This window comes from Halomonas sp. G15 (genome assembly GCF_021282295.1).
GTDB classification, from domain to species: Bacteria; Pseudomonadota; Gammaproteobacteria; order Pseudomonadales; family Halomonadaceae; genus Halomonas; species Halomonas alimentaria.
Genome location: NZ_JAJSPA010000021.1, coordinates 24,965 through 40,897, shown reverse-complemented (window position 1 = coordinate 40,897; position 15,933 = coordinate 24,965). Strand labels below are relative to the sequence as shown.

General features: G+C 65.0%; 18 protein-coding genes. 17 read left to right on the top strand and 1 reads right to left on the bottom strand.

Annotated elements, in window-relative coordinates; all coding sequences use genetic code 11:
- Positions 1 to 47: 47 nt before the first annotated feature.
- A complete protein-coding gene (gene ispB / locus LWH48_RS11280) occupies positions 48 to 1,046 on the bottom strand; it encodes an octaprenyl diphosphate synthase (protein WP_232912639.1) in 999 nt (332 codons plus the stop codon).
- Positions 1,047 to 1,318: 272 nt separating this feature from the next.
- On the opposite strand from ispB, the gene rplU reads away from it, so the two are divergent.
- The 17 genes from rplU to LWH48_RS11190 all read left to right on the top strand — a co-directional run bounded on the left by rplU (position 1,319) and on the right by LWH48_RS11190 (position 15,919).
- A complete protein-coding gene (rplU, locus tag LWH48_RS11275; protein WP_161430266.1) occupies positions 1,319 to 1,630 on the top strand; it encodes a 50S ribosomal protein L21 in 312 nt (103 codons plus the stop codon).
- 32 nt (positions 1,631 to 1,662) lie between these two features.
- Positions 1,663 to 1,920, top strand: coding sequence for a 50S ribosomal protein L27 (gene rpmA / locus LWH48_RS11270; RefSeq protein WP_161430267.1), 258 nt, complete (start codon positions 1,663 to 1,665; stop codon positions 1,918 to 1,920).
- An 86-nt stretch (positions 1,921 to 2,006) separates the two neighbouring features.
- Positions 2,007 to 3,194, top strand: coding sequence for an Obg family GTPase CgtA (cgtA, locus tag LWH48_RS11265; protein ID WP_161430268.1), 1,188 nt, complete (start codon positions 2,007 to 2,009; stop codon positions 3,192 to 3,194).
- A 45-nt stretch (positions 3,195 to 3,239) separates the two neighbouring features.
- Positions 3,240 to 3,464, top strand: coding sequence for a DUF433 domain-containing protein (locus LWH48_RS11260; protein ID WP_232912638.1), 225 nt, complete (start codon positions 3,240 to 3,242; stop codon positions 3,462 to 3,464).
- Complete coding sequence (locus LWH48_RS11255) at positions 3,461 to 3,802, top strand: DUF5615 family PIN-like protein (RefSeq protein WP_232912637.1); 342 nt, start codon at positions 3,461 to 3,463, stop codon at positions 3,800 to 3,802. The genes LWH48_RS11260 and LWH48_RS11255 overlap by 4 nt, the downstream gene beginning before the upstream one ends.
- 28 nt (positions 3,803 to 3,830) lie before the next feature.
- The gene (gene proB, locus LWH48_RS11250; protein WP_232912636.1) at positions 3,831 to 4,970 is read left to right on the top strand and encodes a glutamate 5-kinase; all 1,140 of its coding nucleotides are present in this window, start codon (positions 3,831 to 3,833) and stop codon (positions 4,968 to 4,970) included.
- Positions 4,971 to 5,167: 197 nt separating this feature from the next.
- A complete protein-coding gene (rpsT, locus tag LWH48_RS11245; RefSeq protein WP_161430270.1) occupies positions 5,168 to 5,434 on the top strand; it encodes a 30S ribosomal protein S20 in 267 nt (88 codons plus the stop codon).
- Positions 5,435 to 5,630: 196 nt separating this feature from the next.
- Positions 5,631 to 7,154 (top strand): murein biosynthesis integral membrane protein MurJ, encoded by a 1,524-nt coding sequence (gene murJ / locus LWH48_RS11240; RefSeq protein ID WP_232912664.1) that lies wholly within the window; start codon positions 5,631 to 5,633, stop codon positions 7,152 to 7,154.
- Between the two features lie 270 nt (positions 7,155 to 7,424).
- Positions 7,425 to 8,498: a bifunctional riboflavin kinase/FAD synthetase gene (gene ribF / locus LWH48_RS11235; RefSeq protein WP_232912635.1), complete on the top strand. Its 1,074-nt coding sequence runs from the start codon at positions 7,425 to 7,427 to the stop codon at positions 8,496 to 8,498.
- A gap of 10 nt (positions 8,499 to 8,508) precedes the next feature.
- Positions 8,509 to 11,346: an isoleucine--tRNA ligase gene (gene ileS, locus LWH48_RS11230; RefSeq protein WP_232912634.1), complete on the top strand. Its 2,838-nt coding sequence runs from the start codon at positions 8,509 to 8,511 to the stop codon at positions 11,344 to 11,346.
- A gap of 91 nt (positions 11,347 to 11,437) precedes the next feature.
- Positions 11,438 to 11,926 (top strand): signal peptidase II, encoded by a 489-nt coding sequence (lspA, locus tag LWH48_RS11225; RefSeq protein WP_232912663.1) that lies wholly within the window; start codon positions 11,438 to 11,440, stop codon positions 11,924 to 11,926.
- A 149-nt stretch (positions 11,927 to 12,075) separates the two neighbouring features.
- Positions 12,076 to 12,537 (top strand): FKBP-type peptidyl-prolyl cis-trans isomerase, encoded by a 462-nt coding sequence (gene fkpB, locus LWH48_RS11220; RefSeq protein ID WP_232912633.1) that lies wholly within the window; start codon positions 12,076 to 12,078, stop codon positions 12,535 to 12,537.
- A 51-nt stretch (positions 12,538 to 12,588) separates the two neighbouring features.
- On the top strand, positions 12,589 to 13,557 hold the full coding sequence (ispH, locus tag LWH48_RS11215; RefSeq protein ID WP_232912632.1) for a 4-hydroxy-3-methylbut-2-enyl diphosphate reductase: 969 nt from the start codon (positions 12,589 to 12,591) through the stop codon (positions 13,555 to 13,557).
- A 362-nt stretch (positions 13,558 to 13,919) separates the two neighbouring features.
- A complete protein-coding gene (locus LWH48_RS11205) occupies positions 13,920 to 14,366 on the top strand; it encodes a type IV pilin protein (RefSeq protein ID WP_332875623.1) in 447 nt (148 codons plus the stop codon).
- A complete protein-coding gene (locus LWH48_RS11200) occupies positions 14,353 to 14,844 on the top strand; it encodes a pilus assembly FimT family protein (RefSeq protein WP_232912631.1) in 492 nt (163 codons plus the stop codon). The genes LWH48_RS11205 and LWH48_RS11200 overlap by 14 nt, the downstream gene beginning before the upstream one ends.
- Positions 14,845 to 14,849: 5 nt before the next feature.
- Entirely contained in the window at positions 14,850 to 15,272 is a 423-nt protein-coding gene (gene pilV, locus LWH48_RS11195; RefSeq protein WP_232912630.1) for a type IV pilus modification protein PilV, read from the top strand.
- 2 nt (positions 15,273 to 15,274) lie between these two features.
- Positions 15,275 to 15,919: a PilW family protein gene (locus LWH48_RS11190; RefSeq protein ID WP_269816183.1), complete on the top strand. Its 645-nt coding sequence runs from the start codon at positions 15,275 to 15,277 to the stop codon at positions 15,917 to 15,919.
- Positions 15,920 to 15,933: the final 14 nt, after the last annotated feature.

Here is a 15,933-nt window from a genome sequence, read left to right as displayed (position 1 = left end):
CGTAGTTTACGCAAATGCCGGCCAAATGCAACCCCGCCGGAGCGTTTTCACGCCTGGCGATCCACCGCCAGGTGGGCCAGTTCGGCCATGCTGTCGCGGTAGGGGCTGGCCGGCAGCTTCTCGAGCTGGGCCAGGGCCAGGTCGGCCATCTCCACGGCGCGGCTGCGGGTGTACTCCAGGGCACCGGTGGCGTCGATGATCTCCAGCACCTCCTGCAGGTGGTCGAGGCCACCCTGGCGGATCGCCTGGCGGATCACCTTGGCCTGCGCCGGGGTGCCCTTGGCCATGGCCTGGATCAGCGGCAGGGTGGGCTTGCCCTCGGCCAGGTCGTCGCCGACATTCTTGCCCATCGCCTCGGCATCGCCCTGGTAGTCGAGCAGGTCGTCGATCAGCTGGAAGGCCAGGCCCAGGTAGCGGCCGTAGTGCTGCAGCGCGGCCTCCTGTTCCGGGGTGGCCTCGGCAAGGATGGCGCCGCTATGGCTGGCCGCCTCGAACAGCATGGCGGTCTTGCCCTGGATGGTCTCGAAGTAGGCGGCCTCGTCGATGTCCGGGTTGCCGACGTTGGTGAGCTGCTGCACCTCGCCCTCGGCGATCACGCAGGTGGCGGAGGAGAGCACGTCCATGATCCGCATGGAGCCCACCTCGACCATCATCTGGAAGGAGCGCGAGTAGAGGAAGTCGCCGACCAGCACCGAGGGGGCATTGCCCCAGGCGTCGTTGGCGGTGGCCTTGCCGCGCCGCAGGTGAGACTCGTCCACCACATCGTCATGCAGCAGGGTGGAGGTGTGCATGAACTCGATCAGGGTGGCCAGCGTCACGTGGCGGTCGCCCTGGTAGCCCAGCGCCCGGGCGGCCAGCAGCACCAGCAGCGGGCGCAGCCGCTTGCCACCGCTGGCGATGATGTACTGACCGATGGTCTCGACCAGCGGGATGCGCGAGCCGAGCTGGGCCATGATGGTGCGATTGACGGCGGCAAAGTCCTCGGCCACGGCGGCGTGGATCGGGGAGGGTGCGGCGGTGTCGGAAACTGGAGCGTGGGTGGGCATGGAGGCGATATCGACGGTCGGTTGGGGGCCGGGGCGAGGTGGCCCCCTCTGGCCATGGATTGCCGGCCATGCTATGGGGCCCCCTCGGGGGCGTCAAGGCGCGCTGCCGGGCGGCGGGACGAACGGCGTGTTTCGCGGGTTGTCTGGGGCGTCGCCTGTCGTTATAATTCGCGACCCACTCATCTCGCTCCCTGTCAGATGGCTGCCAAAAGGGGCGCCACTCGAAGCAGGCCGACGAAGAGCCCAACCCGATGAGTCCTGGAGAGAGAAGCATGTACGCAGTTATCAAGAGCGGTGGCAAGCAGTACCGCGTTCAGGAAGGCCAGACCCTGAAGCTCGAGAAGATCGAAGTCCCCACCGGCGAGTCCATCGACTTCGACGAAGTGCTGCTGGTCGGCAGCGAGGACGAGGTCAAGGTCGGCGCGCCGCTGGTTGACGGTGCCAAGGTCTCTGCCGAGGTCGTCTCCCACGGCCGTGGCGACAAGGTGACCATCATCAAGTTCCGTCGCCGCAAGCACCACATGAAGCGTCAGGGCCACCGCCAGTGGTTCACTGAAGTCAAGATCACCGGGATCTCCGCCTAAGCGGTCCATCCCCCTGAACGGAGGTTTATTCCATGGCACATAAGAAGGCAGCGGGCTCTACCCGTAACGGTCGCGATTCCGAATCCAAGCGCCTTGGCGTCAAGCTCTTCGGTGGCCAGGCCGTGAACGCCGGCAACATCATCGTTCGCCAGCGCGGCACCAAGTTCCACGCCGGCACCGGCGTCGGTATCGGCCGTGACCACACCCTGTTCGCACTGGACGAGGGCGTGGTCAAGTTCGAGACCAAGGGTCCGAAGAACCGCAAGTTCGTCAGCGTCGTCTCTGCCTGAGACGCCTGATGCTTGCCGCGAGAAGGCCCCGCCACGGCGGGGCCTTCTTGTATCATGACGGCATATTGCCGTCTGGAGAGTGACAGATGCAGTTCGTCGACGAATCCTCGATCATCGTGGAGGCCGGCAAGGGGGGCAATGGCTGCCTCAGCTTCCGCCGCGAGAAGTACGTGCCCAAGGGTGGCCCCGATGGTGGCGATGGCGGCCATGGCGGCAGCGTCTACCTGATCGGTGACGACTCCCTCAACACCCTCATCGACTTCAAGTACCAGCGCTTCTACAAGGCCCAGAACGGCCAGCCCGGCATGGGTCGGCAGATGAGCGGTCGGGCCGGTGAGGACCTGCACGTCAAGGTGCCGGTGGGCACCACGGTGATCGACGAGGACACCCTCGAGGTGATCGCCGACGTCACCGAGATCGGCCAGGTGGTGCTGGTGGCCCAGGGCGGCCGCCGTGGACTCGGCAACATCCACTTCAAGTCCTCCACCAACCGCGCGCCGCGGCGGACCACGCCGGGCACCGAGGGCGAGCGTCGCAACCTGCGCCTGGAGATGAAGGTGATGGCCGACGTGGGCTTGCTGGGCATGCCCAATGCCGGCAAGTCGACGCTGATCCGCGCCGTCTCCGCGGCCAAGCCCAAGGTGGCCAACTACCCCTTCACTACCCTGGTGCCCAACCTGGGGGTGGTGAAGCTCGGCATGCACGAGCACTTCGTGATGGCCGACGTGCCGGGGCTGATCGAGGGCGCCTCGGACGGCGCCGGCCTGGGGCTGCGCTTCCTCAAGCACCTGACCCGGACCCGGCTGCTGTTCCACGTGGTGGATGTGGCACCCTTCGACGAGTCCGACCCGGTGGAGGCCGCCGAGGCGATCATCCACGAGTTGGGCGAGTTCTCGCCGGCCCTGGCCGAGCTGCCGCGCTGGCTGGTGCTCAACAAGCTCGACCTGCTGCCCGAGGAGGAGCGCGAGGCGCGCGCCGACGAGATCGTGCGTCGCCTGGCCTGGGATGGGCCGGTGTTCCGCATCTCGGCGATCTCCGCCGACGGCACCGATGCCCTGGTGCAGGCCGCCTACCGCTGGCTGACCGAGCAGCGCCAGCTCGAGAACGAGGACGAGGAGGCCGCCGAGCGTGCCCGCGAGATGCGCGCACGCATGGAAGACGAGGCGGTGGCCCGCACCGAGGCGCGGCTGGGTCGCAAGCGCAAGACGGCCGACGAGGATGATGACGACTTCGATGACGACGACTACGACGTCGAGGTCGAATACGCGCCGTGATGAAGTAGACTGAGGGACAGGTGGCGGTTCGAGAGGAGGTGTCGGATGAGTGACATGTTGCGCCGTATCACGATCGACCCCACGCAGTGTGGCGGCAGACCCTGCGTTCGTGGCATGCGTATCCGGGTGGTGGATGTGCTCGACCTGCTGGCGCAGGGATTGACCTCTCAGGAGGTGCTCGACGAGCTGCCGGATCTGGAGCAGGAAGATATCCTTGCGTGCCTTCAGTTCGCCGCGCGGCGTCTCGATCACCCCGTCCTGGCGGCATGATCCTCTGGGTCGATGCACAGCTCTCTCCCCATCTGGCGCCCTGGATCACGGAGCAGCTTGGCTTAGAGGCCTATTCGGCCCGGTGGCTGGGATACCGCGATGCGTCGGATGAGGAGATCTTCGCGGCGGCCAGGCAGGCGGACGCCGTGGTACTCACCAAGGATCGGGATTTTCCCGAGCTGCTCGAGCGCCACGGGCCGCCGCCGCGTGTCATCTGGGTCACCATGGGGAACACGACCAATGCCCGGATGCGCGACGTGCTGCAGCGCTTGCTGCCCACAGCTCTGAAGCTGCTGGACAAGGGAGAGTGTCTGGTGGAGCTGAGTGATCGGCAATAGTCACTCCTACGTAACTTCAGGAATTCACATGACGGAAGGGGTTATGAATCCCGGCCGCGAGGCGCTGGTTGGTGCCCGCCGGGTAGTGGTGAAGATCGGCAGCGCGCTGCTGACCAACGACGGTCGCGGCCTCGACGAGGCGGCGATCGGCGGCTGGGTGGACCAGATCGCCGCGCTGCACAAGAGCGGCATCGAGGTGGTGCTGGTCTCCTCCGGGGCGGTGGCCGCGGGCATGGTGCGCCTCGGCTGGCAGGTGCGCCCCTCGGCGGTGCACGAGCTGCAGGCCGCCGCGGCGGTGGGCCAGAACGGCCTCACCGAGTGCTACGAGGGCCACTTCGCCCGCCACGGCCTGCTGACTGCCCAAGTGCTGCTGACCCACGACGACCTCTCCAACCGCAAGCGCTACCTCAATGCGCGCTCGGCGCTGCGCACCCTGGTGGGCCTGCGGGTGGTGCCGGTGATCAACGAGAACGACACCGTGGTCACCGACGAGATCCGCTTCGGCGACAACGATACCCTGGGCGCCCTGGTGGCTAACCTGCTGGAGGCCGATGCCCTGGTAATCCTCACCGACCAGGAGGGGTTGTTCGACGCCGATCCGCGCGGCAACCCCGAGGCGCGGTTGATCGGCGAGGGGCGCGCCGATGACCCGGCGCTGGCGGCGGTGGCCGGCGGTAGTGGTGCCCTGGGGCGCGGTGGCATGGCCACCAAAATTCGTGCCGCGCGGCTGGCGGCGCGCTCGGGGGCCGTCACCGCCATCGCCGGTGGTCGCCAGGCCGAGGTGCTCGCGCGCCTGATGGCCGGCGAGCGACTGGGCACCCTGCTCTACCCCGACCAGGCGCCCATCGCGGCGCGCAAGCGCTGGCTCGCCGGCCAGCTGCAGGTGCGTGGCACCCTGACCCTGGATGCCGGGGCGGTAAAGGTGCTGCGTGGCAGCGGCTCGAGCCTGCTGCCGGTGGGGGTGAAGGCTGCCTCCGGCGCGTTCCGCCGCGGCGACATGGTGCTCTGCGTCGACGAGGCCGGCGAGCGGGTGGCCAAGGGGCTGGTCAACTACGGCATCGACGATGCGCTGCGCATCCTCGGCCAGCCCAGTCATCAGATCGAGGCGCTCCTCGGCTACATGGAGGCTCCGGAGCTGATCCACCGCGACAACCTGGTGGTGCTCTAGGCGAGACGCTATGGCAAGCGGATCACGGGCTGTGCTAGGATACGCCATCCTCTCAGACACGGCCCGTGAACGGTCGCCGATCTTCGGCGATCGGCCAGATGGCCAAGCCGGCGGGAAGGCTTTTACTTTCCTGCCGGATCAATACGTTATGAAGCCGTCACCACACGGGCGGCAATGAATCTCCAAGGAGACAGCAAGTGGCAAACAGCAAGCAAGCTCGCAAGCGCGCCCGTCAGGCCGAAGGTCGTCGTGTCCTGAAGGCCAGCCAGCGCAGCATGGTCCGCACCTATATCAAGCACGTCATCAAGGCCATCAACAGCGGCGATCACGCCGAGGCCATGGCGGCTTTCAACAAGGCGCAGCCGGTCATCGACCGCATCGCCGACAAGGATGTGCTCTCCAAGAAGCGTGCCGCACGCATGAAGAGCCGCCTGAACAAGCGCATCAAGGCCCTGGCTGCCTAAGCCGGTCCGATGCCATCGAGGCGCGGCCTGCGTGGCCGGCGTCTCGTGAAAAAACCGGCTGCGGCCGGTTTTTTTGTGGCTGCCATTCATGGGGCGGATGAAAAGCCGAGGAGCGGACGTGACGGATCGCGAGCAGTCGCCACCGGCACCGGTGGACGAAAGTGACAAGGTGGTGGCCCCCAAGGGTGGAGGGCTGATGCGCTCGGGACTGGTGGTCAGCGTGATGACCATGCTTTCCCGGGTGATGGGGCTGGCGCGTGATGTCGTGATCGCCGCGCTGTTCGGCGCGGGGCAGGGCGCGGATGCCTTCTTCGTCGCCTTCAAGATTCCCAACTTCATGCGTCGGCTGTTCGCCGAGGGCGCCTTCAACCAGGCCTTCGTGCCGGTGCTTTCGGAGTACGCCACCCGCGGCAGCCGGCGCGAGGTGCGCGAGTTGCTGGACGCCGTCTCGGGCAGCCTCGCCGCGGTGCTCTTTCTGCTCACCGCGGTGGCCATGTTCGCCGCTCCCTGGCTGGTGTGGGTGTTCGCCCCCGGCTTTGGCCGCGACCCGGCCAAGCTCGCGCTCACCGCCGACATGCTGCGGCTGACCTTCCCCTACCTGCTGCTTATCTCGCTGACGGCGTTTGCCGGCAGCGTGCTCAATACCTGGAACCGTTTCGCGGTGCCGGCCTTCACCCCCGTGCTGCTCAACCTCTCGTTGATCGGCGCGGCGCTGCTGCTGACACCGTTGTTCGAGCAGCCGGCCATGGCCCTGGCCTGGGGCGTGCTGATCGCCGGCGGTGCCCAGCTCGCCTTCCAGGTGCCGTTCCTGGTGCGTCTGGGGCTGGCGCCGCGGCCCTGGCCGAGCTTCGCCCACCCCGGCGTCAAGCGCATCATGACCCTGATGGTGCCGGCGCTGTTCGGCGTCTCGGTGTCCCAGATCAACCTGCTGCTGGATACCGTGCTCGCCTCGCTGCTGACCGCCGGCAGCGTCTCCTGGCTCTACTACTCCGACCGCCTGGTGGAGTTGCCGCTTGGGGTCTTCGGCATCGCCATCGGCACCGTGATCCTGCCGGCGCTCTCCAAGCGCCACGCCGCGCAGTCCGGCGAGCACTTCAGCGCCATGCTCGACTGGGCAATCCGCGCCGTGCTGCTGCTCGGCCTGCCCGCGGCCCTGGCCCTGGCGGTGCTCGCCGAGCCGCTGCTGATCTCTTTGTTCCACTATGGCGCCATGACCGAGCGCGATATCGCCATGGCGGCGATGAGTCTGCGTGCGTACTCGCTAGGATTGGTGGCCTTCATGCTGATCAAGGTGCTGGCGCCGGGCTTCTTCGCCCGTCAGGACACCAAGACGCCGGTGAAGGTCGGCATCATCGCCATGGTTGCCAACATGGTCTTCAACCTGATCCTGATCTGGCCCCTGGCCCACGCCGGCCTGGCCCTGGCCACTGCCCTCTCGGCGTTCCTCAACGCCGGCCTGCTGGGCTGGCTGCTGCGCAAGCAGGTTGTGCTGGTATTCCAGCCCGGCTGGGGGCGCTACGCGGTGCAGCTGCTGGGCGGCTGCGCGGTGATGGGGTTGGGTCTGGCCTGGGCCGCGCCCGATTGGCAGGCGTGGCTCGGCTGGGGCATCTGGCAGCGCGTCGCCTGGCTGGCCGCCCTGGTGGTCGGCGGCGCCGCGCTCTACTTCGCCTGGCTGGCCGCCACCGGGGTGCGCCTGCGGCATTTCCGGATGAAGAGCTGACCTGAATTTGTAGGAGACCGTTGTATCGGCGATAGCGGGTATGGGTGCCGCCTGGTGGGAGCCCGATTTATCGGCGATAGCGGTGTTGCCAGTGCGCCTGCCGGCGCCATCGCGCAGAATCTGCGCTCCTACATTGTGGGAGCCCGATTTATCGGCGATAGCAGTGCGTACCGGTAGGCACCAAGGCCGCCCCGGCTGTCAAGGGGCCGGCTGTCCGGTATAATCGACGCTTTGACCACCTTTCGACGCCGAGCGGGGCTCCACCACGCCATGCAAGTGATTCGAGGACTGCACAACCTGCGCGATGAGCACCGCGGCTGCGTGGCCACCATCGGCAACTTCGATGGCGTGCACCGCGGCCATCAGGCGATCCTCGAGCAGTGTCGCGAACAGGCCCGGCGCCTCGATCTGCCGGTGGTGGTGGTGGTGTTCGAGCCCCAGCCCCGGGAGTTCTTCGCCGGCGAGCAGGCCCCGCCGCGGCTCACCCGCCTGCGTGACAAGGTGCGCCTGCTGGGCGAGGCGGGGGTCGAGCGCGTGCTCTGCCTGCCCTTCAACGACGCCCTGCGCAGCCTGACCGCCGAGGCCTTCATCGAGCGGGTGCTGATCGACGGCCTGGGCGTGCGCCACCTGGTGGTGGGCGACGACTTCCGCTTCGGCTGCGACCGCCGCGGCGACTTCCACCTGCTCACCGCGGTGGGCGAGGCCAACGGCTTCGGCGTGGAGCACACCCGCACCTTCACCGTCGACGACGAGCGGGTCTCCAGCAGCCGTATCCGCACCCTGCTGGCCAGCGGCAACTTCGCCGCTGCCGCCGCCCTGCTGGGTCGCCCCTATCGCCTGGGCGGGCGAGTGGTGCCCGACCAGCAGCTGGGCCGCACCATCGGCGTGCCCACCGCCAACCTGCCCCAGCCGGTGCGTTCCCTGGCGCTGCAGGGGGTCTACGCGGTGATCACGGAACTGCCCGACGGGCGCCGCCTGCCCGGCGTGGCCAATATCGGCTGGCGCCCCACCGTGGGCAGCACGCGCCCGGTGCTCGAGGTACACCTGTTCGACTTCGATGGCGAGCTCTACGGCGAGCGCCTGGCGGTGTTTCCCTGCGCCAAGCTGCGTGGCGAGGTGAAGTTCGACGACTTCGCGGCCCTGAAACACCAGATCGGTCTCGACCTCGAGCGGGCTCGTGGCTACTTTGCCCAGCATGCTTTGCAGCGCCCCGAAGCCGGCGCAGGTCCGCGCCCCGGCCTCAATAACGATGATTCTCTTCCTCTGGCATCGGCGCCGCTGGCGCGCGAGGCCGTGACACTCGATTCCTCGGTGGGTACGCCTGCCGACCATGACGACGGCTGATCCCCAGAATATGAGCGACTACAAGCCCACTCTGAACCTGCCAGAAACCGACTTCCCCATGCGCGGCATGCTGCCCAAGCGCGAGCCCGAGCGGCTGGCCCAGTGGCAGCAGCTGGACCTCTACCACCGCCTGCGCGAGGCGCGCCGGGGCCGGGAGCTGTTCGTGCTGCACGACGGCCCTCCCTATGCCAACGGCAGCATCCATATCGGTCACGCCGTCAACAAGATCCTCAAGGACATCATCGTCAAGTCGAAGAACCTGGCCGGCTTCGATGCCCCCTACGTGCCGGGCTGGGACTGCCACGGCCTGCCCATCGAGCACAAGGTGGAGACCACCCACGGCAAGCACCTGGCGCCCGAGCGTGCCCGCGAGCTATGCCGCGAGTACGCCGCCGAGCAGATCCAGGGCCAGCTCACCGACTTCGTGCGCCTGGGCGTGGTGGGCGACTGGGACAACCCCTACCGCTCCATGGACTTCGCCAACGAGGCCGGCGAGATCCGCGCCCTGGCCGACATGGTCGAGGCCGGCTACGTATTCAAGGGCCTGAAGCCCGTCAACTGGTGCTTCGACTGTGGCTCGGCGCTGGCCGAGGCGGAGGTGGAGTACCAGGACAAGAAGTCCGACGCCATCGACGTGGCCTTCGCGGTGGAGGACGCCGACCGCCTGGCCGCCGCCTTCGGCCTGAGCGAGTTGCCCAAGCCGGCGGTGATCGTGATCTGGACCACCACTCCCTGGACCATCCCCGCCAACCAGGCGCTCAACATGCACCCGGAGTTCACCTACGCCTTGGTGGACACCGGCAGCCGCCTGCTGGTGCTGGCCGAGGAGCTGGTGGAGTCCTGCCTGGAGCGCTATGGCCTCGAGGGCGAGGTGATCGCCACCGCCAAGGGCACGGCCTTCGACGGTATCCGCTTCCGCCATCCCTTCTACGAGCGCCTCTCGCCGGTGTATCTCGCCGACTACGTCGAGAGTGAGGTGGGCAGCACCGGCATCGTCCACTCCGCACCCTCCTATGGCGTGGATGACTTCGTCACCTGCCGCGAGCACGGCATGAGCTTCGACGAGATGCTCAACCCGGTGCAGGGCGACGGCGTCTACGCCGATGACCTGCCGTTCTTCGGCGGCCAGCTGATCTGGAAGGCCAACCCGCAGATCGTCGCCAAGCTCGAGGAGGTGGGCGCGCTGATGGCCCACCAGCCGATCATCCACAGCTACATGCATTGCTGGCGCCACAAGACCCCGGTGATCTACCGTGCCACCGCCCAGTGGTTCGTGGGCATGGATGTGCAGGGCCGCGACGGCAAGACCCTGCGCGAGCAGGCCCTGGAGGGCATCGAGGCCACCGCCTTCACCCCGGCCTGGGGCAAGGCGCGTCTGCACAGCATGATCGCCAACCGCCCGGACTGGTGCATCTCGCGCCAGCGCAACTGGGGCGTGCCGATCCCCTTCTTCCTGCACAAGTCCAGCGGCGAGCTGCACCCGCGCACCGTGGCGCTGATGGAGGAGGCCGCCAAGCGCGTCGAGGCCGAGGGCATAGACGCCTGGTTCCGCCTCGACCCGGCGGAGCTGCTGGGCGAGGAGGCCGCAGACTACGAGAAGGTCACCGATACCCTGGATGTGTGGTTCGACTCCGGCACCACCCACCGGCACGTGCTGCGCGGCTCGCACCCCCACGGCCACGAGAGCGGCCCGCGCGCCGACCTCTACCTGGAGGGCTCCGACCAGCACCGCGGCTGGTTCCACTCCTCGCTGCTCACCGGTTGCGCCATCGACGGCCATCCGCCGTACCGCGGCCTGCTCACCCACGGCTTCACCGTAGATGCCCAGGGTCGCAAGATGTCCAAGTCGGTGGGCAACGTGGTGGCACCCCAGGAGGTGATGGACAAGCTCGGCGCCGACATCCTGCGCCTGTGGGCGGCCTCCACCGACTACTCCGGCGAGATGGCGGTCTCCGATGAGATCCTCAAGCGCACCGCCGATGTCTACCGGCGCATCCGCAACACCTCGCGCTTCCTGCTTGCCAACCTCAACGGCTTCGCGCCGGAGCGTGATGCGCTGCCGTTCGGCGAGATGCTGGCCCTGGACCAGTGGGTGGTGGATCGCGCCGCCCAGCTGCAGGCGCGCATCGAGAAGGCTTATGAGGAGTACCGCTTCCTCGACGTCTACCAGCAGGTGCACGGCTTCTGCGCCCGGGAGCTGGGCGGCTTCTACCTGGACGTGATCAAGGATCGCCAGTACACCACCCAGACCGACTCGGTGGCGCGGCGCAGCGCCCAGACCGCGCTCTACCACGTGGTGGAGGCGCTCTCGCGCTGGGTGGCGCCGATCCTCAGCTTCACCGCCGAGGAGATCCATGAGCACATTCCGGGCGAGCGCGGCGAGAGCGTGCTGCTCGAGGAGTACTACACAGGGCTTGCCACGCTGGCCGACGACGCCGAGATGGGCCGCGACTTCTGGGAGCGGGTGCTCGAGGTCAAGCAGGCCGTCAACAAGTGCCTGGAGGACGCCCGTAACGCCAAGGTGATCAAGGGCAGCCTGGCCGCCGAGGTCACCCTTCACGTGGATGACGAGCTGCACGCCACCCTGGCCAAGCTGGGCGACGAGCTGCGCTTCGTGATGCTCACCAGCGAGGTGACCCTCAAGCCGCTCGCCGAGGCACCGGCCGAGGCCGAGGCCACCGAGCTTGCCGGCCTCAAGGTGGCGGTTGTCGAGAGCCCCAACAACAAGTGCGAGCGCTGCTGGCACCACCGCGAGGAGGTTGGCACCCACCCCGAGCATCCGGACCTCTGTAACCGCTGCATCAGCAACCTGCCGGAAGGCCCCGGCGAAACCCGCCGCTATGCGTAAGGTGCCCGGCATGGCCAGCAGTGAAGACAAGGGCGAAGAGCCCAGGGAGAGCACAGGACAGGGTGCTGCAAGGGGCGTGGAGGTGACGCCCATGCAGCAGCCGCTGCGCTGGCTGTGGCTGGCGCTGGCGGTGATCGTGCTGGATCTTGCCACCAAGTACGCCGCCAGCGCCTGGCTCACCTATGCCCGGCCGGTGGAGGTGCTGCCGTTCTTCAACCTGACACTGCTGCACAACACCGGTGCGGCCTTCAGCTTCCTGGCCGGTCACCCCGGCTGGCAGCGCTGGTTCTTCGCCGCCATCGCGGTGGGCGCGAGCATCGGCCTGACGCTCTGGATGCGTCGCCTCAAGCGCGACGAGACGCTGCTGGCTGCGTCGCTCGCCATGATCATCGGCGGGGCGCTGGGTAACCTCTACGACCGCCTGGTGCATGGCTACGTGGTGGATTTCCTCTCCTTCCACGTGGCCGGCTGGTACTACCCGGCCTTCAACGTGGCGGACATTGGCATCACCCTGGGCGCCATCGGGCTGATCTGGGAGTCGCTGTTCGGCGAGAAGCGCCGCGCCCGCCGCCGGGGCTGATATAACCCGTGATCGACATCGTAGGAGCCCGATTTATCGGCGATTGGCGCCCCTGCGGCGCCACCCGGCCTTGTAGGAGCCCGATTTATCGGCGATTGGCGCCTGCGAGACCACCGAACCGAAATCCTGTTTACCGAGTCCCAAGACCCATGACCGACCAGAATAGCCCCCAACACCGCATCGACGAGGGCATGGAAGTGACCCTGCACTTCACCCTCAAGCTGGAAGACGGCACCGTGGTGGACTCCACCCGCGACAAGGCCCCGGCCACCTTCCAGGTGGGCGATGGCAACCTGCCGCCCGGCTTCGAGCACCCCATGAAGGGCATGAGCGCCGGCGAGAGCGCCACCTTCGAGATCACCCCGGAGCACGCCTTCGGCCAGCACAACCCGCAGAACATCCAGCGCCTCAAGCGTGATGACTTCGGCGAGGAGGCGCTGGAGATCGGCACCGTGATGTCCTTCGCCGACCCCGGCGGCGGCGAGCTGCCCGGCGTGATCAGCGCCATCGAGGGCAATCAGGTGGACGTGGACTTCAACCACCCGCTGGCGGGGCGTACCCTGACCTTCGAGGTGGAAGTGATCGACGTGAAGCCCGCCACCACGCATTGAGGCGCCACCGAAACCAACAGGCAGATGCGCGAGCATCAAGGCAAGGCAACCATGCAAGCTAACTCCGTGCAGATCAGGCTGGCCAACCCCCGCGGCTTCTGCGCCGGCGTCGACCGCGCCATCGAGATCGTCAACGGCGCCCTGGACGTGTTCGGTCCGCCGATCTACGTGCGCCACGAGGTGGTCCACAATCGCTTCGTGGTGGACAGCCTGCGCGAGCGCGGGGCCATCTTCGTCGAGGAGCTCCACGAGGTGCCCGACGACGTCATCGTGATCTTCTCCGCCCATGGCGTCTCCCGCGCCGTCCAGGAGGAGGCCGAACGCCGCGGCCTCAAGGTGTTCGACGCCACCTGCCCGCTGGTCACCAAGGTCCACCTGGAGGTGCTGCGCTACGCCCGCCGCGGCCAGGAGTGCGTGCTGATCGGCCACGAGGGCCACCCCGAGGTGGAGGGCACCATGGGGCGCTACGACACCTCCCATGGCGGCGCCATCTACCTGGTGGAGGACGACACGGACGTGGCCAGGCTCGAGGTGAAGGACCCGAGCCGGCTCGCCTTCGTCACCCAGACGACGCTTTCCATGGACGACACCGCCAAGGTGATCGACGCCCTGCGCGCCAAGTTCCCGGAGATCGAGGGGCCGCGCAAGGATGACATCTGCTATGCCACCCAGAACCGCCAGGACGCCGTGCGCGAGCTGGCCGCCGGTGCGGACCTGGTGCTGGTGGTGGGCAGCCCCAACAGCTCCAACTCCAATCGCCTGCGCGAGCTCTCCGAGCGGATCGGCACCCCCGCCCACCTGATCGACAACGCCGAGCAGATCGCCCCCGCCTGGCTGGAAGGGGTGAGCGTGGTGGGCGTCACCGCCGGCGCCAGCGCCCCCGAGGTGCTGGTGCAGGGCGTGATCGCCCGCCTGCAGGCGCTGGGCGCCGCCGCCCCGGAGGAGCTCGACGGCCGCGCCGAGACCATCACCTTCTCCATGCCCCGCGAGCTGCGCGAGCGGGTGATCGTCAGCGAATAGCGCGCCCGAGGCGTGCACCAACGGCAACGCCGCCGTCATGGAAGTGACGGCGGCGTTGTTGTTGATGAGGGAGGCGAAGCGTTCCGGCGGGTGCAGGCATCACACTGAGGTAGCGCCTGGCTCGTACCGCCAGCAGGAGGACTACTGGTGGGAGCCCGGGTTCCCCGGGCGAACACCGCGCAGCGGTGAGGCGCCGCAGGCGCCTGATATTTTCGCCCTACCTTCCCCTGCACACCGCAGCTACAGGGCTACACTGTAAGCCATCGCTTACCATTCGGGCATTTTTGCTCCGGCGCCCTATCGAAAACCCTGTTCCTGATACATACTGAAACCAAACGTAACGAAAGCAGGAGAGGCGCGGCGTGACCCAACCGAGCACCCGACGCAGGCCCCAGGGCCCCACAGGCAGCACCCGGCGGTCCGCCGGCTTCACGCTCATCGAACTGATGATTGCGGTAGCCATTGTCGGCATTCTGGCGTCGATTGCCTATCCGAGCTATCAGCGGTATGTCACTGAGTCAAGGCGGACGGATGCCAAAGCCCTTCTGCTGACGGTCGCTGGTGATTTAGAGCGTTGTTATACTAGAGTCAACAGTTATCTAGCGTGCTTCAATGATCTCTCTATTTCGGGTCGAGAGTCTGAGAACAAGTTTTATAAAATATCCGCTCCTAATGGTGATGTGGGCGCTTCTTCATATAAGATTTTTGCCGAGCCTCAAGGTGTTCAGGCTAGCAGGGATAAAGAGTGTGGGGTTTTTACTTTAACTCACACTGGGGTGAGAGAGGCTGACGGAAATGATTGTTGGTGAGCATGGTTCTTGCACAAGGGGCTTTACCCTTGTGGAACTCTTGGTTTCCATAGCCATAATTGCAGTTTTTGCAACTCTTGGTGTGCCCAGTCTTCGAGGTTTTTTTGAGAATAGTTCGCGTATATCCGCTTACAATGATGTGGTTTCAGCGCTTGCAACGGCTAGGAGCGCTGCTGTGTCGACCCGTTCCGCATCTCGTGTTGAAATAAGTAGTGAAGGGGAGGGGTGGATTGTTAAGGTTTTTGTTCTCCAAGAGGGTGTGGAGTTGGTTAGGTATGAGCGTGAGGTGGAGAACAAGTTGCTAATTTCAGTTGGCAGCGAAGGAAATGCAGAGTTGATTTCTTTTGAGTACAACTCTGCAGGAAGACTCTCTTCTTGCGCAGTTGATGGCGTGCAGGTTGCGGTTGCCCAGTGTAGTCTAGTTGCCGGAGATAATGCTGTAACCCCCTTTGAGTCAATTGTTGTTAGTGGGAGATAAGTATTGTGAAAATAGTACTGCTCAGTCCAAATCGACAGCATCATGGTTTTACGCTGATAGAGGCGCTAGTGGCATTAGTTGTTCTGTCTATTGGCCTGCTCGGAGTTGCCGCCCTTCAAGTTAAGTCGCTGCAAAGTGCTCATTTGTCATACCAGCATACGCTTGCGAGCTTGGCTGCTCAAGATGCTGCTGAAAGGTTATGGGTAGCCTATGCATACTCATCCCCTACATGCCCGGCTCTTACAGTCATTAATGGTGAAGGTTCAGATTGGCATGATGGCTGGTCCGGATATTTTAGAAATCTTGATGCAGAACCTTTGGCGCCTGGATCGGATGGTTGTGGTTTTGTAATAAAAATCAGTTGGGAAGAGGACAGGTTTTTTGATGAGAATGTTTCTGAGTTGATCTATGTTGCAAGGCTGCCTTAAATATGTGTATTTCCAACTATAGCTTTGGAAGACCCAGCCAAAATGGCTTCTCCCTAGTGGAGTTGATGGTGTCGATCGTTATTGGATTGCTGATTATTTTTTCAGCCTTTCAGCTATATATTTTGTCTGGGTCGACGTCTAGGCAAGTTGAGTTGATCTCAACTAGGCAGTCGTTTATAAATTTCTATACCGAGGTCATTTATCAGGAGATACAAGGTGCGCGTCTCGCATATCCGGTAAAGTGTGAAGATGAAGTTTCCGTAGGGGTGGATGAGGCTGATAACCTTTTTATTCTTGCTGGTGACAGTTCGTCATATAGTGATCTTTATTGTGGCTCCGATAATCCGCTAGTTGCTATTGAGTACTTCAATGATTTAAATGGCTCTGCTCCTGCTCTCAAGGTCTCATATCTTTGTGAGTCAGAATGGGAAAGCCAAGGGAGTGAGCCTTCTGTTTGCGGCGGAGAAAGAGTGGGTTTAGAGGTTGCTAAGGGGGTTGAGGTAAGGTTTTATCAAGCTGATTTGTCGAAGAGTGTTGATGTTTCCATGACAATTGATTTTCCTGGGGATGCTGCACCCCTAGAAATGATGGTAGCAAACCGTGAGGCTGCCAAAAACTGCATTGTTTCTGAGGATTGTAGTAATTGAGGTTTTCTGGAGGT